Source organism: Kitasatospora sp. NPDC051853 (genome assembly GCF_044452665.1).
Taxonomy (GTDB): domain Bacteria; phylum Actinomycetota; class Actinomycetes; order Streptomycetales; family Streptomycetaceae; genus Kitasatospora.
This window is the reverse complement of sequence record NZ_JBITBY010000014.1, coordinates 175,750-197,782: the sequence shown is the minus strand read 5'-3', so window position 1 is coordinate 197,782 and position 22,033 is coordinate 175,750. Positions and strand designations below refer to the sequence as shown.

Sequence of the window (22,033 nt, the reverse complement as noted above, 5' to 3'; positions counted from 1 at the left end):
AAATGGAGGCCATGACGGGAATCGAACCCGTGTACACCGCTTTGCAGGCGGTTCCCTCAACCACTCGGGCACACGGCCGTGAAGGGGTGACGGCAGGTCGGTGACGGCTGCCGGCGGAAAACGGGGAGGTCAGCGACAGGAGCGACAACAGGGAGCGGCACAGGTGCGGGGCGCTGCGATCGCCACCGTCTTCCTGCTCATGGCCTGCTCCTGTCGTCCTGGCCCGGAATTCCCGGGGCGCTGTGTGAATTCATGGTGGCGGATGGAGTGAGTCCTCGTCAATCCCCGAATGTGAATTGTCTGTTGCACGGTGCGCGAGAGGCGCGTGCTAGCCTCGGAGGCAGGTGAGTGATCACCCCGGACGAGGCGCGTCGTACCCGGAACGACAAGACGGCGCAGTAGTGATGTCGAGACCTACTGCGAGGAGTGCCCGTCGTGGCCTGGATCGTGTTGATCGTTGCCGGTGTGCTGGAGACCGTGTGGGCCGTCGCCCTGGAGGCGTCGAAGGGGTTCTCCCGGCTGGTGCCGAGTGTGGTGTTCGGGGTGGCCCTGGTGCTGAGCATGGGCGGGCTGGCGTACGCGATGAAGAGCATCCCGTTGGGGACGGGGTACGCGGTCTGGGTCGGGATCGGGGCGATCGGGACGGCGGTGTACGGGATGGCCGTCATGGGGGACGCGGTGACGGCGGCCCGGGTGACCTGTCTGGTGCTGATCCTCGGCGGTGTGGTGGGGCTGAAGGTGCTGCACTGACGGCGGCGCCGGCGTGGGCCTACGTGGGCCTAGGACCTGCGGGGTAGTGGGAACGGACCTGCAGGTCAGGGGTCATTTCGGCGGACGGCACTTACGATGTCGGGCATGACCACAGCAGCCGGCAGCGCCACCCAGACCGTCCACGAACCACCTCTCGAGGACGCGGGCGGTGTGCTCAGCGGCCCGTACCGGGCGCTGACGCTGGGGATCGTCTCGGTGGTGCTGCTGCTGGCCTTCGAGGCGACGGCGGTGAACACCGCGATGCCGGTGGCGGCGGAGCACCTGCGCGGGCTGGGGCTGTACGCCTTCGCGTTCTCCGGGTACTTCACCTCGACGCTGTTCGCGCTGGTGATATCCGGGCAGTGGTCGGACCGGCGGGGGCCGGTCGGGCCGCTGTTCGCGGGGATCGCGGTGTTCGGCGCGGGGCTGGTGCTGGCCGGGGCGGCCGTGAACATGTGGATGTTCGTGGCGGGCCGGGCGGTGCAGGGGCTCGGCGGCGGGTTGGTGATCGTGGCGCTCTACGTGGTGGTGGGGCGGGCGTTCCCGGAGCGGCTGCGGCCGTCGGTGTTCGCGGCCTTCTCGGCGGCCTGGGTGCTGCCCTCGATCGTCGGGCCGGTGGTCTCGGGGGCGGTGACCCAGCACCTGGGCTGGCGGTGGGTGTTCCTGGCGGTGCCGGTGCTGATCCTGCTGCCGCTGGCGGTGATGGGTCCGGCGCTGCGGCGCTCCGAGCGGGCCCAACCGCCCGCCGAGGCCAAGGAGTTCGACCGGGCCAGGACGGTGCGGGCGGCGATGGCCGCGCTCGGTGCGGGGCTGCTCCAGTACGCGGGCCAGCGGCTCGACCTGATCGGGCTGCTGCCGGCCGTGGCGGGGGCGGCGCTGCTGGGCCCCGCGGTGGTGCGGCTGCTGCCGCCGGGGGCGCTGCGGGCGGCCCGCGGGCTGCCGACGGTGATCCTGCTGCGCGGGATCGCGGCGGGGGCGTTCTTCGCGGCGGAGGCGTTCATCCCGCTGATGATGGTGACCCAGCGCGGGCTGTCGCCGACGATGGCCGGGCTGACGCTGACCAGTGGCGGGCTCTCCTGGGCGGTGGGTTCGTGGCTACAGGGGCTGCCGGGGGCGCAGGCGCACCGGGAGGCGATGATCCGGTTCGGCTTCGTGCTGACGGCGGTGTCGATCGCGGGGGCGGCGCTGGTGCTCGTCCCGGCGGTGCCGGTCTGGGTGGCGGCGGCGGCCTGGGCGGTCGGCGGGGCCGGGATGGGGCTGGCGGTGGCCAGCATCAGCGTGCTGATGATGAAGCTCTCGGCGCCGGAGGAGGCCGGGGTCAACTCCTCCTCGCTCCAGCTGAGCGACGCGCTGGGCAACGTGCTGCTGATCGGCCTGGCCGGGGTGCTGTTCGCGGGCCTGGGCGGCGGTTCGCCGGTGGGGACGGAGGGCGGCGGTTCGGTGCCGGTGGCCCCGTTCACGGCGATCTTCGCGGTGATGACGGGCGTGGCGCTGGTCGGCGCCCTGCTCTCCGGCCGGGTCCGTACCCGGGCCGGAGAGCAGGCGGACGGCTGAGACGGGCTCTATGGCGTGCCGAGGAAGGTCTCCCAGCCGCCGGTGGGGGCCTGGCCGGGGGTGAGGGTCTGGAGCTTGCGGAGCACGGCCGGGTCCTGGACCTCCAGCCAGTCGACGAGCTGACGGAACGACACCATCCGGACCTCGGGCTTGGCGGCGATGGTCCTGATGGTCTGTTCGACGGCGTCCATGTAGATGCCGCCGTTCCACTGCTCGAAGTGGTTGCCGATGTAGAGCGGGGCCCGGTTGGAGGTGTAGGCGCGTTCGAAGCCGGCCAGCAGGGAGCCGGTGGCCTGGGTGCGCCAGGCGTCGTAGGAGCCGGGGTTGCCCTTGGTGTTGTTGCCGGACTGGTTGTACATGATGTTGTAGTCCATCGAGAGGACCTGGAAGCTGTGCCCGGGGAAGGGGACGGACTGCAGCGGCATGTCCCAGAGCGCGCCGCCCTGGAACTTCTGGGGCCAGACCTGGGTGCCGCCGGGGCCGCTGGAGTCGTACTTCCAGTTGCGCTTGACGGCGGTGGGCAGCAGGCCGCGCTGGCCCTCCAGGCAGGGGGTGCGGGCGCCGACGAGTTCCTTGCGGTAGTCGAAGGGCAGCGCGGGCAGGTCGGTGAAGCCGGTGTTGGTCCTCCAGTTCATCACGAAGTCCATGGCCTGCTGGATCTCGCTGTCCCACTCCTCGGGGGACCAGCGGCCACCGCCGTTGGCGCCGCAGAAGTGGCCGTTGAAGTGGGTGCCGATCTCGTGGCCCTCCAGCCAGGCGGCGCCCAACTGCTCGATGGTGTCGTGGATGTGCTGGTCCGACAGGTAGCCGATGTCGCTGGCGCCGACCCGGTGCTGGGGCGGGTGGTAGAGGTCCTTCTTGCTCTCGGGCAGCAGGTAGATGCCGGAGAGGAAGAAGGTCATCGAGGCGTTGTGCTCCTGGGCCAGCTTGCGGAAGCGGGTGAAGAGGCGGTTGTCCAGCTCGCCGGCGCCGTCCCAGGAGAAGACCACGAACTGCGGGGGCCGCTCGCCGGGCTTGAGCTTCTCGGGGGTGGGCTGGTGGGGCTGGGGGCCGGTGTCGGAGGTGGAGCCGTCGCCGATCGGGGTGGCGGGGGGCTTGGCGGGGGCGGCCTGTTCGCCGGGGGCGGCGGGTGCGTTGGCGGGCGGGGCGGCCTGCTCGCCCTCGTTGGTGGTGCCGCTGCCGCAGCCGGCCGCCAGGGTGGCGGCGGTGGCCGCTCCGGCGGCCAGCAGGCTGCGACGGGAGATTGCGTCCATGGGCACGTCCGTTCCGGAAGCTCGTCGGGGCAGCGTGGGCTGTTTGTCCGATAAGTGCATGGATGTCGGTGATCGGGCCAAAGCTTCCCATGCACGAGGGCGCGAAACGGGTAAGGCGGGGCGGGATCCGCGGGTGATCCTGCGGGCGTGCACGGCGCGCTCACCCGCGCGGAGTACCCCGGTGGCGCGCCGTGCTGACCGGTCGTCAGATGGGGGTGACCCCGCGCGGCGACCGGGGCGGACGCGGGCCGCGGTGGGAGGAGCAGCAGCCGATGTGGCAGTCGCTGCTCGACGCCTACCGGGAGCGGATCGTCGACACCGGCCGGGAGCCGCTCTTCCTGCTGCTGCTCGGTCTGATCGGCTCGTTCCTGTTCATCCGGTTCAGCGTCCGGATGATCCGCCGGGGCACCAGCTGGTGGCCCGGCAACGTCACGCCCGGCGGCCTGCACATCCACCACGTGGTCTTCGGCCAGGGGTTGATGGTGGTCTGCGGGGTCGGTGCCTTCGCCGTCCGGGGTGACGGCGGGCAGCTGTGGAACGTGCTGGCGGTCGGCTTCGGGATCGGCTGCGGGCTGGTGCTGGACGAGTTCGCCCTGGTCCTCCACCTCAAGGACGTGTACTGGAGCGAGCAGGGCCGGGCCTCGGTGGACGCGGTGATCCTGGTGGTCGCGCTGATCGGGCTGCTGCTGCTCGGTGAACTGCCGCTCGGCGGCTTCTCCGGCCGGCTGACCCTCGGTCAGGTCGGGGTGGCCGGGCTGCTGCTGGTGCCGGTGCTGGTCTGCCTGTTCAAGGGGAAGATCTGGACCGGCCTGATCGGGGTGATGCTGCCCCCGCTGGCGGTGGTCGGGATGCTCCGGCTGGCCCGCCCCGCCAGCCCGTGGGCCCGCTGGCGCTACCACGCCCGGCCCCGGCGGCTGGCTCGGGCGGAGCGGCGGGAGGAGCGCTTCCACCGCCGGGTGGTGGCGGCCAAGACCTCCTTCTACGACGTGCTGGCGGGCGCCCCGGACCCGGGCACGGCCGAGCCCGCCGCCGCCGTCGCGGCCCCCGGGCCCGCCCCGGCACCCCCGCCGGTGCCCGCACCGCCGCGGCCCGCGCAGGGGCCGACGGTCCGTCAGCCGGTGCCCCGGTGGCGGTTCCGCTGCGCCACCGCCGCCGAGTGGTACCTGCGGGTGGCCACCCTGCTCAACCTGGTGGCCGGCCTGATCGCCCCGTTCCGGGACCGGGTGCAACGCGCCAACAGCGGCGAGTACTTCACCCCGGTGCTGATGACCGCCGGCTTCACCGCCGCGCTCTTCGCCGGCCTGCTCGCGGTGATGGTCCGCCGCCGCAAACGGGCCGCCTGGCTGGTCACCACCGCGGTGGTGGCCGGGTACGCGGCGCTCTGCGGGCTGGCCCTGGCCGCCCTGCCGGAGGACCGCGCGCACCCCTTCAACTGGGTCTCGGCCGGGCTCACCACCGCCCTGCTGCTCGCCCTGCTGGCCGCCCGCCCGGCCTTCCGGGCCCGCGGCGAGCGCGGCAACCTGGCCGCCGGGCTGACCGTGCTGGCCGTCGGCGGCGTCGTCATGACGGGCGTGGGCACGGTCGTGCTGCGGCTGGCCGACGAGGGAGAGCACCCCGGCTGGGCGGACTGCGCCCGGTACGTGGCGCTGCGGCTGGTCACCATGGCCGGGCTGGTCGAGTACACCGACCTCACCGTCCCCGGCTGGCTGGACCTGCTGCTCAACGTGCTCGGCGCCGGGGTGCTGCTGCTCGCGGTGCGGATGCTGTTCCGCTCCCCGCGCGGCACCGAGCGGCTGGAGCCGCCCGAGGAGGGGCGGCTGCGCGCGCTGCTGGCCCGGTACGGGGAGCGGGACTCGCTGGGCTACCTGACGCTCCGTCGGGACCGGGCGGTCTGCTGGGCGCCGGACGGGCGGGCCGCGGTGGTGCACCGGGTGCTCAACGGCGTCTCCTTCGCGGCCGGGGACCCGGTCGGCGACCCGGAGGCCTGGGCCGGGGCGGTGGCCGCCTGGCGCGAGCGGGTCCGGGAGGCCGGCTGGGTGCCCGCCGTGATCGGGCCCGGCGGGCGGGGCTGCGAGGCGTACCGGGCGGTGGGGCTGCGGGCCCTGGAGTACGGGACGGAAGGGGTGGTCACGGCGGCCGGGTTCGTGCCCGGGCCGGAGCTGCGGGCGGTCCGGGCCCGGGTCACCGCCGCCGGGTACCGGGCGGTGGTCCGCCGCCACCGGGACGTCCCGGCGGAGGAGGTGGCCGAACTGGTGCGGCTGGCCGACGCCTGGCGGCACGGCCGCGACGTCCGGGACTTCGTGCTCACCCTCGGGCGGTTCGGCGACCCGGCGGACGGGGACTGCCTGCTGGCCGAGGCGCTGGACGAGCGGGGGCGGGTCTGCGCGCTGGTCAGCCTGGTGCCGTGGGGCGGGGACGGGCTGGCGCTGGACCTGATCCGCCGCGACCGCGAGTCGGACGACGGGCTGGTCTCCCACCTGCTCACCGAAGTGCTGCTGCGCGCCGGGGAGTTCGGCCTGCGGCGGGTCTCGCTCAACTTCACCATGGCGCCGGGGGCCCGGTGGCGGGTGCTCCGGCTGCTCGGCCGCTGGTGGCGGCTGGACGAACGCCAGCGGGCCGCGGCCCGCTTCCTGCCTGCTCGGCGGTCCCGTTACCTGCTCTACGAGAAGTCCTCGGAACTGCCCGCCATCCTGGCCGCCGGGCTGGCGGGGGAGGGGCTGCTGACGCGGCGTCGGCTGCGCGGCGCGCGGGGTGCCGGGGCGTGAGGCCGGGGGTGCTCGTGGTCACCCCGGGGCGTGGGGAACGTACGTGGTTACCCCGGGCCGCGAGGGACGTACGTGGATACCCGGGGGCGCGGGGAACTGCGCGCGGGGGAACGGCAGCACGTGCAACTGGCTGACGTGCCCTCAGATGCAGGTGGGCCGCCTTCCGTACTCGCGCAGTTCCTCGCGCCCCCAGCGGCGCAGCCGCATGCGGCTTCGGTCACCCGTTCAGAAGCCCACAGCGGGTGGGTGGGGCGGATGGCCGGTTGACTGGCGGGGTCGTGAGTCGGGCGGAGCGAGGGAGTGCGGGTGGTGGGGAACTGGGCCGGGGCGGTGTTGGCCGGGGGTGCGGTCCTGGTGGGGGCGTGGCTGCTCGGGGGCGGGGGGATCGTGCTGCCGCCGGCGCCCGGGGCGGCGCAGGCGTTGGACGGGGCGACCACCGCCGCGCTGCTGGTGCCGCCGAGGGAGCGGGCGGTGCCGACCCGGATCAGGATCCCGGCGATCGGGGTGGACGCGCCGGTGGCCCGGCTCGGGCTGGACGGCGGCGGGCGGCTGGAGGCCCCGGCGGAGAAGGAGCGGAACCTGGCCGGCTGGTACCGGGAGGGCGTCACCCCGGGGCAGCGCGGGACCTCGATCATGGCCGGGCACGTGGACACCGCGGACGGCCCGGCGGTCTTCTACCGGCTGGGTGCGCTGCGCAAGGGCGACCAGGTGGAGGTGGAGGGCGAGGACCGCGGCACCGGCTGGTTCGTGGTGGACGCGGTGGAGAGCTTCGCCAAGCGGGACTTCCCGGACACCCGGGTCTACGGCCCGGGCCGGGACTCCCAGCTGCGGCTGATCACCTGCGGGGGCGACTACTCGGCGGCCCGCGGCTGGGAGGCCAACGTGGTGGTCTTCGCCCACCTGGTGCGCAGCGCCACCTGACCGGCCATCAAACGGGGGGCGGAGGAGACGAGCGGCATGACGATCGCGGCCTGGGACCCGTTGGACTGGAGCCTGACCACCGGGGTGATCCCGTACCTGGTGCTGGTGGCCGGCTGCGCCGCGCTGCTCGGGCTGGCGCTGTCCCGGGGCCGCGGCTGGTGGACCCGGCGCTTCCCGTGCGCGGTGGTGACCGCCGCCGCGCTCTCGGTGCTGCTGAAGTACGTGGTGGACGACTGGTGGCAGCCGCTGCCGGACGGGCTGCCGCGGCCGACGCTGTTCTGGATCTCGGTGGGAATCCTGGGTGTCTGCCTGGCCCTGTTCCGGATGCCGCCGCTGCCCTGGCGCGGGCGGGCGCTGGCCGCGCTGGGCGCCGCCCTGGTGGTGCTGATGGCCTCCTCGGAGATCAACCGGGAGTTCGACCAGTACCCGACCGCGCGGGTGCTGCTGGCCCCGTGGATCGGCAAGACCGACGCCCTGACCACCGGCCGGGTGCGCGCGGTGGAGGTGCCGCCGGGCAAGGTGCTCTCCGAGGTCTGGCACGCCCCGGCCGGGCTGCCGGCCAAGGGCACCGTCTCCACCGCGCCGGTGCCCGGCACCAAGTCCGGCTTCAAGGCCAGGGACGCGTACGTCTACCTGCCGCCCGCCTACCAGGCCGACCCCCGGCCGCTGCTGCCGGTGCTGGTGCTGATGGCGGGTCAGCCTGGTTCGCCGGCCGACTGGGTGAACTCCGGTCAGCTCCCGGAGCAGCTGGACGCCTTCGCCGCCGCGCACCAGGGCCTGGCCCCGGTCGTGGTGGTGGCGGACCAGATCGGCTCCCAGTGGGCCAACACGCTCTGCATGGACTCCCGGATCGCCAAGGCCCAGACCTATCTGGCCGTGGACGTGCCGGACTGGATCCACGCCCACCTGCAGACCGCCACCGGCCGCACCGCCACCGCGATCGGCGGCCTCTCGCTGGGCGGCACCTGCGCGCTCCAGTTGGCGGTCAACGCGCCGCAGGTCTACGGCTCGTTCCTGGACATCTCGGGCCAGCAGGAGCCGACCCTGGGCAGCCACGCCAAGACCGTGGACGAGGCCTTCGGCGGCGACGAGGCGGCCTTCGACGCGGTGGACCCGCTGCACGTGATGGCCCGTCAGCGCTTCCCCGACACCGCCGCCACCTTCGTGGTGGGCGACGGCGACGGCGAGTACGGGCCGCAGCAGCGGGTGGCGTACCAGGCGGCGCTGGCGGCCGGGATGCAGGCGCGGTTCCAGACCGTCCCCGGTGCCCACGACTGGAACACCTTCCGGGCCGGGCTCGGCGACAACCTGACCTGGCTGGCCCGGACGACGGGACTGATCCGATGACCGAGACCCTCCCGGCCGCCGGGGCGCCCACCACCCCGGCCCCCGAACGGCACCGCCGGCTGCGGATGCTGGCCCTGCTGGCCGCCCGGGTGCGCACCGCCCCGCTGACCCTGGTGCTGTTCGCCGCCCTGTGGGCGGTCGGCGCCGCCACCGGCAGCCTCGGCGCCGGCCCGGACCAGCCGTTGCTGGAGCGGGTCGGGGTCGGCCTGCCGACCCTGGAGGCCGGGCGCTGGTGGACCCCGCTGACCTCGCTGCTGTGGATGCCGGGCATCGGCGCGTACGTGGTGACCGGCCTCTTCCTGCTGCTGGTCGGGCCGGTCGCGGAGCAGCGGCTGGGCGCGGGCCGCTGCGTGCTGGCGCTGACGGTCTGCCAGGTACTGGGCTCGCTGCTCGCGGTGGCCCTGGTGCGGCTCGGGGTGGCCGCCGACCTGAACTGGACGCAGGCGGTCCAGGACCAGATCGCGGTCGGCCCGGTGCCGGGGCTGCTCGGCCTGGCGGCGGTGCTCAGCTACCGGCTGACCGCGCTCTGGCGGCGCCGGCTGCGGCTGCTGGTGGTGCTGATGCCGGTGGTCACCATGCTCTACATCGGGCACCTGGAGGGCGTGCGCCGGGTGGCCGCGGTGCTGGTCGGTCTGCTGCTCGGGGCGGTGCTGTTCCACCGGGGCCCGGCCCGCCCGCGCGGGATCTCGCACACCGAGGCCCGGGTGCTGGTCGCGCTCTGCCTGGTGGCCACCGCGGTCGGCCCGCTGGTGGCCTCGCTGTACAAGGACGCGATCGGGCCGTTCAACACCATGAGCGAGCTCTACTTCTCGCACGTGCCCTCGGCCGAGGAGGTGGCGGCCGCCTGCGAGGAGTCGGCCCGGGCCTGCGCGGCCGCGCACTCCACCCAGCGGTTCTTCGACTCGCCCGGGCGCCTGATGGCGGCCCTGGTCCCGGCCCTGCTGCTGGTGCTGGCCGAGGGGCTGCGCCGGGGCCTGCGGCTCGCCTGGCGGCTGACGGTGGTGACCGAGCTGGCCTGGGCCGGGGTGCTGGTCTGGCTGCTGGTGGACAACTACGACGAGTTCGCCTCGACCGGCGGCGCCGGCTTCCTGATCCAGCTGATGGGCGAGGCGATGCTGCTGCCGGTGCTGGTGCTGGTGCTGCTGCTGACCACCCGTCAGCGCTTCGACCAGCTGCTGCCCGGCCGGGTGGTGCGCCGGCTGGGCATCGTGGTCGGCGCGGCGCTGCTGCTCGGCTGCGGCGCGTACGTCGGGATCGGCTGGCTGGTGCGGGACCAGTACGAGCCGGACGCCACCTTCGGGCAGCTGGTCGCCGGGCTGCCCTCGGAGCTGCTGCCGCCGGCCTACAACGCGCTGGTGCCGGACTACCCGATCGCGGCCGGCGGGACGGCGCAGGCCACCCAGATCTGGTGCGGGGTGCTGTTCTGGGCGGTGGCGCTGACGGCGCTGTTCCTGGCCTTCCGCCGCCCGGTGGTGCACGTGGACGCCGAGGACGCGGCCCGGGCCCGGGAGCTGCTGACCCGTCACGGCGGCTCGACCCTCTCCTTCATCACCACCTGGGACGGCAACCACTACTGGTTCGACGAGCGGGGCGAGGCGGCGGTGGCGTACCGGGTGCTGGCCACCGTGGCGCTGACCACGGGGGACCCGTTCGGGGAGCCCGGGGCCCGGCTGCGGGCGGTGGCCGGCTTCGCCCGGTACTGCGACGAGCGCGGCTGGACCCCGTGCTTCTACAGCGTCACCCCGCAGGTCCAGCAGGAGGCCGAGCGGCTCGGCTGGCGCTCGCTCCAGGTGGCCGAGGACACCGTGGTGCCGCTGCCGGACCTGGCCTTCACCGGCAAGAAGTGGCAGGACATCAGGACCTCGCTGAACAAGGCCGCCAAGCAGGGCATCACCGCCGAGTGGTGGACCTGGGCGGACGCCCCGATCGCGGTCAGGGACCAGATCCGCTCGATCTCCGAGGAGTGGGTCTCGGACAAGGGCCTGCCCGAGATGGGCTTCACCCTGGGCGGCCTGGACGAGCTGGCCGACCCGGCGGTGCGGATCCTGATCGCGGTGGACGGCGACCGCACCGTGCACGGGCTGACCAGCTGGATGCCGGTGTACCGGGACGGCGTGCCGGTCGGCTGGACGCTGGACTTCATGCGCCGCCGCTCGGACGGCTTCCGGGGCGTGATGGAGTTCCTGATCGCCTCGGCCGCGCTGGGCTTCAAGGAGGAGGGCGCCCAGTGGCTCAGCCTGTCCGGCGCCCCGCTGGCCCGGGTCGAGCGGGGCGGGCAGCCGACCGCGCTGGACCGGCTGATGGACTGGCTGGGCCGCTCGATGGAGCCGGTGTACGGCTTCCGCTCGCTGCTGGCCTTCAAGGCGAAGTTCCAGCCCGAGTACCGCCCGATGTACATGGTGTACCCGGACCCGGCGGCGCTGGCCAGCATCAGCCGGGCGATCGGCAAGGCCTACCTGCCGCACCTGACGCCCGCTCAGGGGGTGCGCCTGATGCGCAAGCTCTCCTCCTGAGGCCCCGCCGGATCACCGGAGCAGCTCGGCCAGCGCCCGGTCGGCGTCCAGGTGGAGGTGCTCCTGGCCGGCCGCCACCAGGGCGTGGCTGCGCCAGAGGAAGCGCCGCAGGTCGGGGGTGGGGAAGCGGACCAGCGCGGTGCCCTCGGGGGAGCGCAGCTCGACCACGGTGTGCCGCGCGGAGGACGGGCGGACGTGCACGTCGCCCTGGCCGCAGGGCAGGTCCACCCCGCCCGCGAGCAGCTCGCGGGCGAAGACCCAGGTGATCTCCGGGGTGTCGTCCGGGGCGGCCTCCCCGTCCAGGGCGAACTCGGCGGGGAAGCCCATCCGCACCGCCAGCGGGTCCCCGGCCAGGTAGCGCAGGGTGACCCGGAGCGGGGCCGAACGGTGCGCGCTGACGATGAGGCGGGCCTGGACGGCCTGCTCGACGACGGACATGGTGCCTCCCGGTGGCGGTGCGTGCGGCCCGCTTGTCGTGGCCACACCGGAAGAGACGCGTGCGGCGCCCGGGGCTTACGCGACTACGGTGGCGTGAACGGGTGATCCGCATCACAGGCGAGGGCCCCTCCGGAGGCCCCGGAAGGGGCCCGCGGGAGCCGCTGACCAGGGCCCCGGGGGCACCCGCGCGGCCCCCGTGTCGGGCCGTCCTCCCGCTCCGGCCCCGGTAGGCTAGGCGGGTTGTCCGACCGCCGTCCCACCGTGGATCGGGCCCGCCACATCGGCCCTGACCTGCGACGATCCCCCCTCGGAGACCGTGAGTACTGCCGCCAGCTCCGCCATGACCCCGCTCTTCTCGGACGCCCAGCCGCACCATGCGGCGAAGGCCGCCCACGCGGGCTCGCACCACCTGTCCCCGGCCTTCCCGAGCCGTGCCGCCTACGGCACCGCCGGCAAGCTCCGGGCCTGGCAGCAGGGTGCGCTGGACAAGTACGTCGAGAACCAGCCGCGGGACTTCCTCGCGGTCGCCACCCCGGGCGCAGGCAAGACCACCTTCGCCCTCACCCTGGCCTCGTACCTGCTGCACAACCACCTGGTGCAGCAGATCACCGTGGTCGCGCCCACCGAGCACCTCAAGAAGCAGTGGGCGGAGGCGGCCGGGCGGATAGGGATCAAGCTCGACCCGGCCTACTCCTCCGGCCCGCTGTCGAAGGAGTACCACGGCATCGTGGTCACCTACGCGGGCGTGGGCGTCAACCCGATGCTGCACCGCAACCGGACCGAGGCCCGCAAGACCCTGGTCATCATGGACGAGATCCACCACGCCGGTGACTCCAAGTCCTGGGGCGAGGCCTGCTTCGAGGCCTTCGAGCCGGCCACCCGGCGTCTGGCGCTGACCGGTACGCCGTTCCGCTCCGACACCAACCCGATCCCGTTCGTCCAGTACGGGGTGGACACCGACGGCCTGCGCAAGTCGGTGGCCGACTACACCTACGGCTACGGCCACGCGCTGGCCGACCACGTCGTCCGCCCGGTGATCTTCCTCTCCTACAGCGGCAACATGCGCTGGCGGACCAAGTCCGGCGACGAGCTGGAGGCCCGGCTCGGCGAGCCGATGACCAAGGACCTGATCGCCCAGGCCTGGCGCACCGCGCTGGCCCCGCAGGGTGAGTGGATCCCGAGCGTGCTGCAGGCCGCCGACAAGCGCCTCACCGAGGTCCGCAAGGCCATCCCGGACGCCGGCGGCCTGGTGATCGCCACCGACCAGAACGTGGCCCGCGCCTACGCCAAGATGCTCCGCGAGATCAGTGGCGAGAAGGTCACCCTGGTGCTCTCGGACGAGGCCGAGGCGTCCAAGCGGATCTCCGACTACGCGGCCGGCACCTCGCGCTGGATGGTCGCGGTCCGGATGGTGTCCGAGGGCGTCGACGTGCCCCGGCTGTGCGTCGGGGTGTACGCCACCTCGATCTCCACCCCGCTGTTCTTCGCCCAGGCCGTCGGCCGCTTCGTGCGCGCCCGCAAGCGCGGCGAGACCGCCTCGGTCTTCCTGCCCACCGTGCCCACCCTGCTCGGCTTCGCCAACGAGATGGAGCTCCAGCGCGACCACGTGCTGGACCGGCCGAAGAAGGAGGGCGAGGGCCTGTTCGACGAGGAGGACCGGCTGCTCGCCGAGGCCGAGCGGGCCGACGACGGCCCGGACGGGGCCGGCGGCGACGAGTTCAGCTACGAGGCGATCGGCTCGGACGCGGTCTTCGACCGGGTGCTCTACAACTCCATGGAGTTCGGGATGCAGGCGCACCCGGGCAGCGAGGAGGAGGAGGACTACCTCGGCATCCCGGGCCTGCTGGAGCCGGACCAGGTGCAGATGCTGCTGCAGAAGCGGCAGACCCGGCAGATCCAGCGCTCCAAGGGCAGGCCGGCCGAGGAGGCCGACCTGCTCGAACTCCCGGCCGAGCAGCGTCCGGTGGTGACCCATCAGGAGCTGCGCGACCTGCGCAAGGAGCTGAACGGCCTGGTCGCGGCCTGGCACCACCGGACCAACCAGCCGCACGGCACCATCCACAACGAGCTGCGCCGCCAGTGCGGCGGGCCGCTCACCGCGCAGGCCACCGCCAACCAGCTGAAGGCCCGGATCGCCAAGGTGAAGGAGTGGGCCAACTGACGGCCCTCCGCCCGGAGTCCGTTCACACCTTCCGTTCACACCGCCCGTGTCCGGACTCCGGAATTCCTTCGAACACCTGACTGATTAAGCCCTGGGAAATGGGCTTGTTGTCCCTTTTTGGCGCGCGTTCGATAACGGATGTTGACCGAATTTTGGACAAGCCCTTCCGCAGCGCGGCCTCCGTTCACTACTTTCTCCCCACGCTCTCTCGAACGACCACCCGCGGTCGGGACGGGCGCACCCGCAAGGCAGTGCGCTCGTCGACGGCGCCGACGCACAGCCTCAGCGCGGACACCCCCACCTGCGCGCGACACCCCGGTCTCCGGCTTCGGTCCCCCCTGCCCGGAGCCAGGCGGCCGCCGCAGAAAGGAATGCGCGTCGTGACTGCCGAGACCTCCCAGACCCTGGACCGTGGTGTCCGGGTCCTCAAGCTGCTCGCCGACTCCGAACGCGGCCTGACCGTCACCGAGTTGGCGGCACGACTGGCCGTCAACCGGACCGTCGTCTACCGCCTGCTGGCCACCCTGGAGCAGCACGGACTGGTCCGCCGCGACATCGGCGGCCGGGCCCGGGTCGGCCTCGGCGTGCTCCGGCTCGCGCACCGGGTCCACCCGCTGCTGCGCGAGGCCGCGCTGCCCGCGCTGCGCAGCCTGGCCGAGGACCTCGGCGCCACCGCCCACCTGACCCTGGTGGACGGCGCGGAGGCGCTCGCGGTGGCCGTGGTCGAGCCCAGCTGGACCGACTTCCACGTCGCCTACCGCACCGGCCTGCGCCACCCGCTGGACGAGAGCGCGGCCGGCCGCGCCATCCTGGAGGCCCGCAACTTCCCCGGCCAGCGCCGCCCCGAGCAGGGCTTCGTGATCACCCGGGCGGAGGAGCAGTCCGGCGCCAGCGGGGCCGCCGCCGCGCTGATCGGCCTGAGCGGCATCGAGGGCAGCGTGGGCGTGGTGATGCTCAACGGCCTGGTGCCCGAGCGGGTCGGCCCGCGCGTGGTGGAGGCCGCCACCGAGGTGGCCGACGCCCTGCGCTGAGCACCCGCTCCGGACACCCCGGCCGAACGCCCGGCGGTGGGCCCGGCGCCGGGGGCGACCCCGTACGATCACGGTGTGTCCGATCTCGGTGTGCCCGACCAGAACCCGTCCCCGGCCCCGCGCGCCCGCAGGCTGCCCGGCCCCCGGGCCCGTGCGCTGACCCTGTGCGGGGTGCTGGTCGCGGCGCTGTTCGGGACGGCCGCCCTCGTGCCGCTGCCGTACACGCTCACCATGCCCGGGGACACCGCCGACGTGCTCGGCGCCTACCAGGACCGGACGGTGCTCACCGTCACCGGGGCGCCGGTGCGGCCCACCAGCGGGCAGCTGCGGATGGTGACCATCTCGGCCACCAACCCCGGTGAGCGGCTCAGCCTGGCCGAGGCGCTGAGCGCCTGGATCGACCCGGACGAGGCCGTGCTGCCCTCCGAGGCGGTCTACCCCGAGAAGGACCCGGAGAAGGCCGAGCAGGTGACGGCCGAACAGATGACGGACTCCCAGGACAGCGCCACCACCGCCGCCCTGGGCTACCTCAAGCTCTCGCCCGCCCAGGTCAAGGTCACGGTCGACCTCGGCGCGGTCGGCGGGCCGAGCGCCGGGCAGCTGATCGCGCTCGGCATCGTGGACAAGCTGGCCGGCGACGGCAAGGGCGGCGACCTGACCGGCGGGAAGGTGATCGCCGGCACCGGGACCATCGACGACCAGGGGAACATCGGCGCGGTCGGCGGGGTGCCGCTGAAGACCCAGGCCGCCGCCCGGGACGGGGCCACCGTCTTCCTGGTCCCGAAGAGCGAGTGCTCCGAGGCCGGGGTGAACCTGCCGGCCGGGCTGCGGCTGGTGCCGGTGGAGACCCTGGCCGGGGCCGTCGCCGCGCTCACCGCACTGAACGAGGGCGGCGCGGTCCCCACCTGCTGAGCCCTGACGGGGAGTCAGCGACGCCGCGCTCAGGCGCCGGTGCGGGTGTCGTGGAGCCGGTCGTGCCCCGTCTGGTCCCGCGCGGCCTGGTCCCGGGCGGCCTGCTCGCGCGCCGCCTGGTCCACCAGCGGCAGCACCCGGAACGGCACCGGGTTCTCCAGCGCGATGGCGGTGGAGGCCCGGACGATCCCGTCGAAGCCCACGACCCGGTCGATCACCCGCTGGAGGTCGGCGTTGGACCGGGCCACGATCCGCACCAGCATGTCCCCCTGCCCGGTGATGGTGTGCAGCTCCAGCACCTCCGGCACCGAGGTCAGGTGCGCCCGCACGTCCACCCCCTGGCCCTGGGAGATCTCCAGGGTGGCGAAGGCCGTCACCGGGTAGCCGATCGCCGCCGGGTCCACCTGCGGGCCGAAGCCGCCGATCACCCCCCGGGACTGGAGGCGGTCCAGCCGGGCCTGCACGGTGCCGCGGGCCACCTGGAGGCGGCGGGAGCACTCCAGCACGCCGATCCTCGGCTCCTCGCTGAGGAGCCTGATCAGCTTGCCGTCGAGCTGGTCGATGGCGTCGTTCGGCGTCTGCACGGCGGCTGCTCCGTCCGGGGGTGGGGGCGGTGGGGCGGTGCCCGTGGGGGTGGGCAATCTGTCCAGCGGTGACCGCCATTCTCCGGCCCGGGGGGGCAGCTTGCCCAGGACCGGGAGCACCGGTTGCGTAACGCCGGTGCGGACGGGACGCTCCCTGCACCGCCCCGCGGAACGGGCCCCCACACCGGGCCGCGGGGCCCAGGCCGGCCCACCGGGGAGGTACTCGTTGACCGACGTCTCCACCGCACCGCCCGTCCTCCACCCGGACGGGGCCGGTCCGCTCCCGGCACTGCGCACCGACGCCGTCTACGCCGTCCGGGACGCCCGCCTCGCCGCCCGCCACTACGCCGTCTCGCTCGCCATGCGCTGCACCGCCTGGGCCGGCCCGGCGACCGGCTGCCCCTCGGTGCTCTCGTACGTGCTGGAGTCCGGGCCGGTCCGGCTGGTCGTCAGTTCCGCGCTGGCGCCGGTGAGTTCGCACGCCCGGCGGATCGCCGAGCACGTCGAGCGGCACGGGGACGCGCTGCTGGACCTGGTGATCGAGGTGCCGGACGCGTACGCCGCGTACGACTACGCGGTGGACCGCGGCGCCCGCTCGGTCATCGAGCCGTTCGAACTCAGCGACTTCTACGGCACCGCCGTCCTCGCCGTGCTCGGCACCCCGGGCCCGGCCCGCCACCTGCTCGCCGACCGCACCGCCTACCCGGGCCCGTACCTGCCGGGCTACCGCCCCGCCCCGCCGCACCTGCTGCGGCCCTAGCCGACGGGCCGCCCGGAGGGCGGTCAGGGGCGCGGGGCTCTGCTGATGTGCGGCTCCGCCGCGTGGGCGCGAATCGGAAGGCGCTGACTCGTGTGCCGGGTACGGAGAACCACCTGCAAGTGGGTGCCCGTACCCGGCACACGAGTCTCCTGCTTACGTCGCGCGCAGTTCCCCGCGCCCCTGACCGGCCTTCGGCCGGCCGCCTGGCCGGAGGCCAGCTCAGCGGCGGCGGCGGGCGGGGCGGGGGAGGGTCGGCCTGGTCTCCAGGCGCAGGCGGAGTTCGGCCCCGCCGAGGCCGGCCGAGCGGCCCAGCAGCAGGTCGCCCCCGGTGGTCTCGGCCAGCTTGCGGACGATGTCCAGGCCGAGCCCGGTCGAGCCCTCACCGCCCTGTCCCTCGCCGCGGCGCAGGGCCGCCTCCGGGTCGGCGAAGCCGGCCCCCGCGTCGCCGACCAGCACGATCACCGAGCCCTCGGTGGCCAGCACGTCCACCGAGAAGGCGGTGCCCATCGGGGTGTGCCGGAAGACGTTGCCGAGCAGGGCGTCCACCGCCGCCGCCAGGTCGCCGCGCTGGACCGGCACCGGGGCCGTGCCCTCGGCCCCGGCCAGCTGCCAGCGGCGCCCCTCGTCCTCGGCCAGCGCGGACCAGAAGCCGACCCGTTCGCGGATCACCTCGGCCGCGTCGCAGCCGATCGCCACCTGCGGGACGTCCTCGGGGGAGCGCCGGGCGGCCCGGATGATCTGGTCCACCTCGCGCTCCAGCTGGGCCACCGCGTGCCGGGTCGCGTCCGCCGCGTCGCCGCTGCCCAGCGACGCGGCGTTCAGCCGGAGCACGGTCAGCGGGGTGCGCAGCCGGTGCGACAGGTCGGCGGCCAACTCCCGTTCGGCGGCGAGCAGGTGGACCACCCGGTCGGCCATCGCGTTGAACGCGTGGGCGGCCTCCCGGAGTTCGTTCGGCAGGCCCTCGGACTCCCGGCCGTCCACCGGCACCCGCACCGCCAGGTTGCCGCCGCCGAGCGAACGGGCGGCGGCCGCCAGCCGGCGGGAGGAGCCGACGATCCGGGACCCCATCCGGTCCGCCACCAGCACCGAGATGGCCACCAGTCCGACCGCCACCCCGGAGAGCACCAGCCAGGCGGTGACCACCCCGTGGCCGAGCTCCTCCTCGGCCACGAACACCTCCACCACCGCGACCCGACTGCCGCTCACCGCAACGGACTTGAGCAGCACGAAGCCGCCGGGCGCCTCGGCCACGAAGGACCGGCCCTGCCCGGAGCGGCCCTGGCCGGCCGCCTCCGCCACCGAGGACTGCGGTGCCCGGCCGTGGCCGACCACCGTGCCGGGGCCGAAGCCGGTGACCGGCAGGTGCACCGCGACCCGGTCCTGGGTGGCCGAGTCGGTGGAGGCCAACGCCCGTGCGATGGCGTCCTGTTCGGTGGTGATGGCCAGGGCCGGGCCGAGTGCGGCGGCCTGCCGCTCGGCGGCGGCGAAGGCGCGGTCCCGGGCGGTCTGCTGGACCATCAGGCCCAGCGGGATCAGGAAGGCCAGCGCGACCATGGTGGTCCCGGCCACCGCCGCCCTGACCAGTGCCCAGCGCAGCGACTGGCCGCCCCCGCCGGTCCGGTCGCGCCGCCTCACGCCGTTTCCCCGCCGTCCGGCGCCGGAGCGGCGGGCGCCTCGAGGCGGACCCCGACGCCGCGCACCGTGTGCAGGTAGCGCGGCTTGGAGGCGGTCTCGCCGAGCTTGCGGCGCAGCCAGGACAGGTGCACGTCGATGGTCTGGTCCCCGCCGTAGGTCTGCCGCCACACCTCGGCCAGGATCTCCTTGCGCGGCACCACCACCCCGGGCCTGGCCGCCAGGAAGGCCAGCAGGTCGAACTCGCGCCGGGTCAGGTCCAGCGGTCGGGTGTCCAGCAGGGCCTCCCGGCGCTGCACGTCGATCGCCAGCCCGCCGACCCGCAGCACCCGCCCGGCCGGGGCGCTGCCGCCGCCGAAGCGGCGCAGCACCGCCGCCATCCGGGCCGTCAGGTGCTCGACGGAGAACGGTTTCACCAGGTAGTCGTCGGCGCCGTCGTTGAGCAGCCGGACGATCTCCGCCTCGTCGTCCCGGGCGGTGGAGATGATCACCGGGACGTCGGTCAGCCCGCGGATCATCTTCAGCGCCTCGCCGCCGTCCAGGTCCGGCAGGCCGAGGTCCAGGATCACCAGGTCGCACCCGACCTGGGCCACCTCGCGGAGCGCCTCCAGCGCGGTGCCGACGCTCCTGACGGCATGGCCGGACTCGGCCAGGTGCCGGATCAGGGCGGAGCGTACGAAGGGGTCGTCCTCGACCACGAGCACTGTTGCCATGGGCCCGCAGGCTACGCCATCCCGGCCCAGTGGTCTGTACCTCGGTGGGTCTGGCAGGAGTACCGGACGGCCGCCCCCTGCCACCTCGGTGTCATTTGTGCAACTTCCCTGCCGATTCCCTGACCTGCACGCCAGCCGGTCCCGGTGGTACGGCAGGATGAGGGCGCGATGCGGAACGGACTCGTACAACTCGGCGCCTGGACGGCTGCCACCGGGGCGGCGGTGGCGCTGTCCTGGTTCGGCGTGCACGCGGTGCTCGCCGAGACCGCCTTCGAACAGCCCTCCGCCCTCCAGCTCCCCACCTCGGCCGGCCTGCCCTCCGATGAGGCCCCGTCAACTCCCCCCGCCGCCACGGCCGGTGAGTCCTCGTCGTCCCCCTCGCCGACGCCCTCCACCGTCCCGCTCGCCCCCGCCAGCCCGTCGCCCAGCCGCACCCCGTCCAAGAAGCCCGCCGCCCCCAGCGCCACCCCGGCGGCCCCCGGCAGCCCGACCGCGGTCTCCTCGGTCAAGAGCTACCGCGTCCCCGGCGGCCGGGTCGCCCTCGACATGCAGCCCACCACCGCCGAACTGGTCTCGGCCACCCCCGACCAGGACTGGCAGATGCAGATCTGGCAGGGCGACAAGTGGCTCCGCGTCGACTTCACCAAGGACGGCGCCACCAACTCCGTCTTCGCCACCTGGAACGGCCACCACCCGGACGTCCAGACCGTCGTCCGCTGAAGGTGGCCACGCCTTCGGGGGCGCGGGGAACTGCGCGCGGGGGAACGGCAGCACGTGCAACCGGCTCGCCTGCCCCGACCTGGCGGTGGTCCGCCTTCCGTACTCGCGCAGTTCCCCGCGCCCCCGGTGTAACCACCTGCGTTCCCCGGCCCTCTTCCTTAACGGTGCCGTAAGAGAGGTGTTCGGCTGGCTGAGGGGCGGCTTCCGGGGGGTGCGGCGGGGCTAGCGTCTGGCTCGTCCGGGAGCGAGGGGTTCCCGGTGACGCCGGAGGTAGCGAGCAGATGAGCCAGCCCACCCGCCGTTCGGGACACCGCCGCCGCAGCCGGAAGGCGCCGATGGCGGTCGCGGCCGCCCTGGCCACCGTCCTCGCTGCCGGAGCCGCCGTCACCTTCGCCTCCTCGGCCGGCGCGGCCAGCCTCGGCGCCGTCTACAGCCGCACCAGCACCTGGGACTCCGGCTACACCGGCCAGTACCTGGTGACCAACCCGGGCAGCGAGGCGATCGACGACTGGACGCTCGGCTTCGACCTCCCCGCCGGTGCCCGGATCGACTCGCTGTGGAACGCCACCTTCAGCGCCAGCGGCCAGCACGTCACCGTGAAGGCCCAGGCCTGGAACAAGCGGATCGAGCCGGGCAGGACCGTCGAGGTCGGCTTCGTGGTCCAGGGCAGCGGCGCCGCCCAGGCCGAACCGGCCAACTGCACCGTCAACGACTCCCCGTGCAAGGGCGGTTCGACCCCGCCGCCCACCCCCTCCGGCCGCCCGAGCACCTCCGCGTCCCCGACGGCGTCCGCGTCCGCCTCTCCGACCGCGTCCGCCTCCGCGTCCGCCTCCGCGACCGTGACGCCCAGTCGGACCCCGACCTCGACCCCCACCCCGACGGCGTCCCCCACCCCGACCCCCACCACCCCGCCCCTGACGACCGCTCACTTCGCCCCGTACGTCGACACCTCCCTCTGGCCCCCCTTCGACCTGGTGGCCACCGCCAAGGCCGGCGGCGTGAAGAACTTCAACCTGGCCTTCGTGGTCTCCGGAGGAGGCTGCACCCCGAAGTGGGGCGGCGTCAGCGACCTCACCGCCGACCCGGTGGCCGCCCAGATCGGCGCCCTGCGCGCGATCGGCGGCGACGTCCGGGCCTCCTTCGGCGGTGCCAACGGCAGCGAGCTCGCCACCGCCTGCACCTCGGTGGCCGAGCTGACCGCCGCGTACCAGAAGACCGTGGACGCCTACGCCCTCACCAAGGTCGACTTCGACGTGGAGGGCGGTGCCCTCGGTGACACCGCCGCCAACACCCGCCGCGCCCAGGCCATCGCGCAGCTGCAGAAGAACGCCGCCGCCAAGGGCCGCCCGCTGGACGTCTCCTTCACCCTCCCGGTGCTGCCCAGCGGCCTCACCCAGGACGGCGTGAACCTGGTCGCCAACGCCAAGGCCGCCGGGGTGGCGATCGGCGCGGTGAACGTGATGGCGATGGACTACGGCGCCGGGGCGGCCCCGAACCCCCAGGGCCGGATGGGCAAGTACGCGATCGACGCCGCCACCGCGACCCAGGCCCAGCTGAAGTCGGTGCTCGGCCTGGCCGACGCCGCGGCCTGGGCCAAGGTCGCGGTCACCCCGATGATCGGTGTGAACGACGTCACCACCGAGGTCTTCACGGTGGCCGACGCCACCGAGCTGGCCGCGTTCGCGAAGACCAAGCACCTGGCCTGGCTGTCGATGTGGTCCGGCACCCGTGACAAGGCCTGCCCCGGTGGCCCGAAGCAGGCCGCCGACGCGACCTGCAGCAGCATCGCCCAGCAGCCGCTGGACTTCACCCGGGCCCTCGGCGCGTACACCGGCTGACGGTCCGTCCGTCCCGCGGCCGGGGGGGGGGGCCCCCCGGGGGGGGGGGGCCCCCCCCCCGGCCCCCCGGCGGGGGCCGCACCCGGGGCCCGGGCGGGGGCCCGCGCGGGCCGCGGGGCGGGCGCCCGGGGCGGCCGGGCG

Annotated in this window: 17 protein-coding genes, 1 tRNA gene and 1 riboswitch; of the genes, 12 read left to right on the top strand and 6 right to left on the bottom strand. The window is 74.3% G+C overall.

Annotated features, from left to right (window positions below; translation table 11 throughout):
* Positions 1-3: 3 nt before the first annotated feature.
* A tRNA-Cys gene (locus ACIA8O_RS33750) sits at positions 4-78 on the bottom strand.
* A gap of 261 nt (positions 79-339) precedes the next feature.
* A riboswitch (guanidine-III (ykkC-III) riboswitch) is annotated at positions 340-400 on the top strand.
* A gap of 35 nt (positions 401-435) precedes the next feature.
* Here ACIA8O_RS33750 and ACIA8O_RS33745 point away from each other — a divergent pair.
* Both ACIA8O_RS33745 and ACIA8O_RS33740 read left to right on the top strand, forming a co-directional pair.
* A complete protein-coding gene (locus ACIA8O_RS33745; RefSeq protein WP_396297825.1) occupies positions 436-750 on the top strand; it encodes a DMT family transporter in 315 nt (104 codons plus the stop codon).
* A 105-nt stretch (positions 751-855) separates the two neighbouring features.
* Positions 856-2,304, top strand: a complete 1,449-nt coding sequence (locus ACIA8O_RS33740) for an MFS transporter (protein WP_396297824.1) — start codon at positions 856-858, stop codon at positions 2,302-2,304.
* An 8-nt stretch (positions 2,305-2,312) separates the two neighbouring features.
* Here the strand turns inward: ACIA8O_RS33740 and ACIA8O_RS33735 are convergent, their stop codons facing one another.
* Positions 2,313-3,557, bottom strand: coding sequence for a hypothetical protein (locus tag ACIA8O_RS33735; RefSeq protein ID WP_396297823.1), 1,245 nt, complete (start codon positions 3,555-3,557; stop codon positions 2,313-2,315).
* Between the two features lie 191 nt (positions 3,558-3,748).
* On the opposite strand from ACIA8O_RS33735, the gene ACIA8O_RS33730 reads away from it, so the two are divergent.
* The 4 genes from ACIA8O_RS33730 (at position 3,749) to ACIA8O_RS33715 (ending at position 11,103) form a co-directional block, all read left to right on the top strand.
* A complete protein-coding gene (locus ACIA8O_RS33730; protein ID WP_396297822.1) occupies positions 3,749-6,322 on the top strand; it encodes a phosphatidylglycerol lysyltransferase domain-containing protein in 2,574 nt (857 codons plus the stop codon).
* A gap of 306 nt (positions 6,323-6,628) precedes the next feature.
* The gene (locus ACIA8O_RS33725) at positions 6,629-7,243 is read left to right on the top strand and encodes a class F sortase (RefSeq protein ID WP_396297821.1); all 615 of its coding nucleotides are present in this window, start codon (positions 6,629-6,631) and stop codon (positions 7,241-7,243) included.
* 36 nt (positions 7,244-7,279) lie between these two features.
* Positions 7,280-8,590 carry an alpha/beta hydrolase gene (locus ACIA8O_RS33720; protein WP_396297820.1) on the top strand — a complete coding sequence of 437 codons (1,311 nt, stop codon included), beginning with the start codon at positions 7,280-7,282 and terminating at the stop codon, positions 8,588-8,590.
* Complete coding sequence (locus ACIA8O_RS33715; protein ID WP_396297819.1) at positions 8,587-11,103, top strand: bifunctional lysylphosphatidylglycerol flippase/synthetase MprF; 2,517 nt, start codon at positions 8,587-8,589, stop codon at positions 11,101-11,103. The genes ACIA8O_RS33720 and ACIA8O_RS33715 overlap by 4 nt, the downstream gene beginning before the upstream one ends.
* A gap of 12 nt (positions 11,104-11,115) precedes the next feature.
* Here the strand turns inward: ACIA8O_RS33715 and ACIA8O_RS33710 are convergent, their stop codons facing one another.
* Positions 11,116-11,541, bottom strand: a complete 426-nt coding sequence (locus ACIA8O_RS33710) for an SsgA family sporulation/cell division regulator (protein ID WP_396297818.1) — start codon at positions 11,539-11,541, stop codon at positions 11,116-11,118.
* 340 nt (positions 11,542-11,881) lie between these two features.
* On the opposite strand from ACIA8O_RS33710, the gene ACIA8O_RS33705 reads away from it, so the two are divergent.
* The 3 genes from ACIA8O_RS33705 to ACIA8O_RS33695 all read left to right on the top strand — a co-directional run bounded on the left by ACIA8O_RS33705 (position 11,882) and on the right by ACIA8O_RS33695 (position 15,645).
* Positions 11,882-13,702, top strand: a complete 1,821-nt coding sequence (locus ACIA8O_RS33705) for a DEAD/DEAH box helicase (RefSeq protein WP_396297876.1) — start codon at positions 11,882-11,884, stop codon at positions 13,700-13,702.
* A 380-nt stretch (positions 13,703-14,082) separates the two neighbouring features.
* Positions 14,083-14,733 (top strand): IclR family transcriptional regulator, encoded by a 651-nt coding sequence (locus ACIA8O_RS33700; protein WP_396297817.1) that lies wholly within the window; start codon positions 14,083-14,085, stop codon positions 14,731-14,733.
* Positions 14,734-14,865: 132 nt separating this feature from the next.
* Positions 14,866-15,645: a S16 family serine protease gene (locus ACIA8O_RS33695; protein WP_396297875.1), complete on the top strand. Its 780-nt coding sequence runs from the start codon at positions 14,866-14,868 to the stop codon at positions 15,643-15,645.
* Positions 15,646-15,674: 29 nt separating this feature from the next.
* On the opposite strand, the gene ACIA8O_RS33690 is transcribed toward ACIA8O_RS33695, so the two are convergent.
* Positions 15,675-16,229 (bottom strand): Lrp/AsnC family transcriptional regulator, encoded by a 555-nt coding sequence (locus tag ACIA8O_RS33690; protein WP_396297816.1) that lies wholly within the window; start codon positions 16,227-16,229, stop codon positions 15,675-15,677.
* Positions 16,230-16,455: 226 nt separating this feature from the next.
* Here ACIA8O_RS33690 and ACIA8O_RS33685 point away from each other — a divergent pair, with 226 nt between their 5' ends.
* Positions 16,456-16,989, top strand: coding sequence for a VOC family protein (locus ACIA8O_RS33685; protein WP_396297815.1), 534 nt, complete (start codon positions 16,456-16,458; stop codon positions 16,987-16,989).
* A gap of 219 nt (positions 16,990-17,208) precedes the next feature.
* Here the strand turns inward: ACIA8O_RS33685 and ACIA8O_RS33680 are convergent, their stop codons facing one another.
* Positions 17,209-18,585 carry a sensor histidine kinase gene (locus ACIA8O_RS33680; protein ID WP_396297874.1) on the bottom strand — a complete coding sequence of 459 codons (1,377 nt, stop codon included), beginning with the start codon at positions 18,583-18,585 and terminating at the stop codon, positions 17,209-17,211.
* Between the two features lie 35 nt (positions 18,586-18,620).
* Positions 18,621-19,334: a response regulator transcription factor gene (locus tag ACIA8O_RS33675; protein ID WP_396297814.1), complete on the bottom strand. Its 714-nt coding sequence runs from the start codon at positions 19,332-19,334 to the stop codon at positions 18,621-18,623.
* 168 nt (positions 19,335-19,502) lie between these two features.
* Between ACIA8O_RS33675 and ACIA8O_RS33670 the strand changes: the two genes are divergently transcribed.
* Together ACIA8O_RS33670 and ACIA8O_RS33665 are read left to right on the top strand one after the other, a co-directional pair.
* Positions 19,503-20,054 carry a hypothetical protein gene (locus tag ACIA8O_RS33670; protein WP_396297813.1) on the top strand — a complete coding sequence of 184 codons (552 nt, stop codon included), beginning with the start codon at positions 19,503-19,505 and terminating at the stop codon, positions 20,052-20,054.
* 281 nt (positions 20,055-20,335) lie between these two features.
* Entirely contained in the window at positions 20,336-21,892 is a 1,557-nt protein-coding gene (locus ACIA8O_RS33665) for a cellulose binding domain-containing protein (RefSeq protein WP_396297812.1), read from the top strand.
* Positions 21,893-22,033: the final 141 nt, after the last annotated feature.

Excerpts from the sequence above, each read along its gene's own strand:
- ACIA8O_RS33665 (WP_396297812.1), top strand. The coding sequence starts at position 20,336 with ATGAGCCAGCCCACCCGCCGTTCGGGACACCGCCGCCGCAGCCGGAAG.
- ACIA8O_RS33740 (WP_396297824.1), top strand. The coding sequence starts at position 856 with ATGACCACAGCAGCCGGCAGCGCCACCCAGACCGTCCACGAACCACCT.
- ACIA8O_RS33720 (WP_396297820.1), top strand. The coding sequence starts at position 7,280 with ATGACGATCGCGGCCTGGGACCCGTTGGACTGGAGCCTGACCACCGGG.
- ACIA8O_RS33710 (WP_396297818.1), bottom strand. The coding sequence starts at position 11,541 with ATGTCCGTCGTCGAGCAGGCCGTCCAGGCCCGCCTCATCGTCAGCGCG.
- ACIA8O_RS33675 (WP_396297814.1), bottom strand. The coding sequence starts at position 19,334 with ATGGCAACAGTGCTCGTGGTCGAGGACGACCCCTTCGTACGCTCCGCC.
- ACIA8O_RS33715 (WP_396297819.1), top strand. The coding sequence starts at position 8,587 with ATGACCGAGACCCTCCCGGCCGCCGGGGCGCCCACCACCCCGGCCCCC.
- ACIA8O_RS33735 (WP_396297823.1), bottom strand. The coding sequence starts at position 3,557 with ATGGACGCAATCTCCCGTCGCAGCCTGCTGGCCGCCGGAGCGGCCACC.
- ACIA8O_RS33670 (WP_396297813.1), top strand. The coding sequence starts at position 19,503 with ATGCGGAACGGACTCGTACAACTCGGCGCCTGGACGGCTGCCACCGGG.
- ACIA8O_RS33705 (WP_396297876.1), top strand. The coding sequence starts at position 11,882 with ATGACCCCGCTCTTCTCGGACGCCCAGCCGCACCATGCGGCGAAGGCC.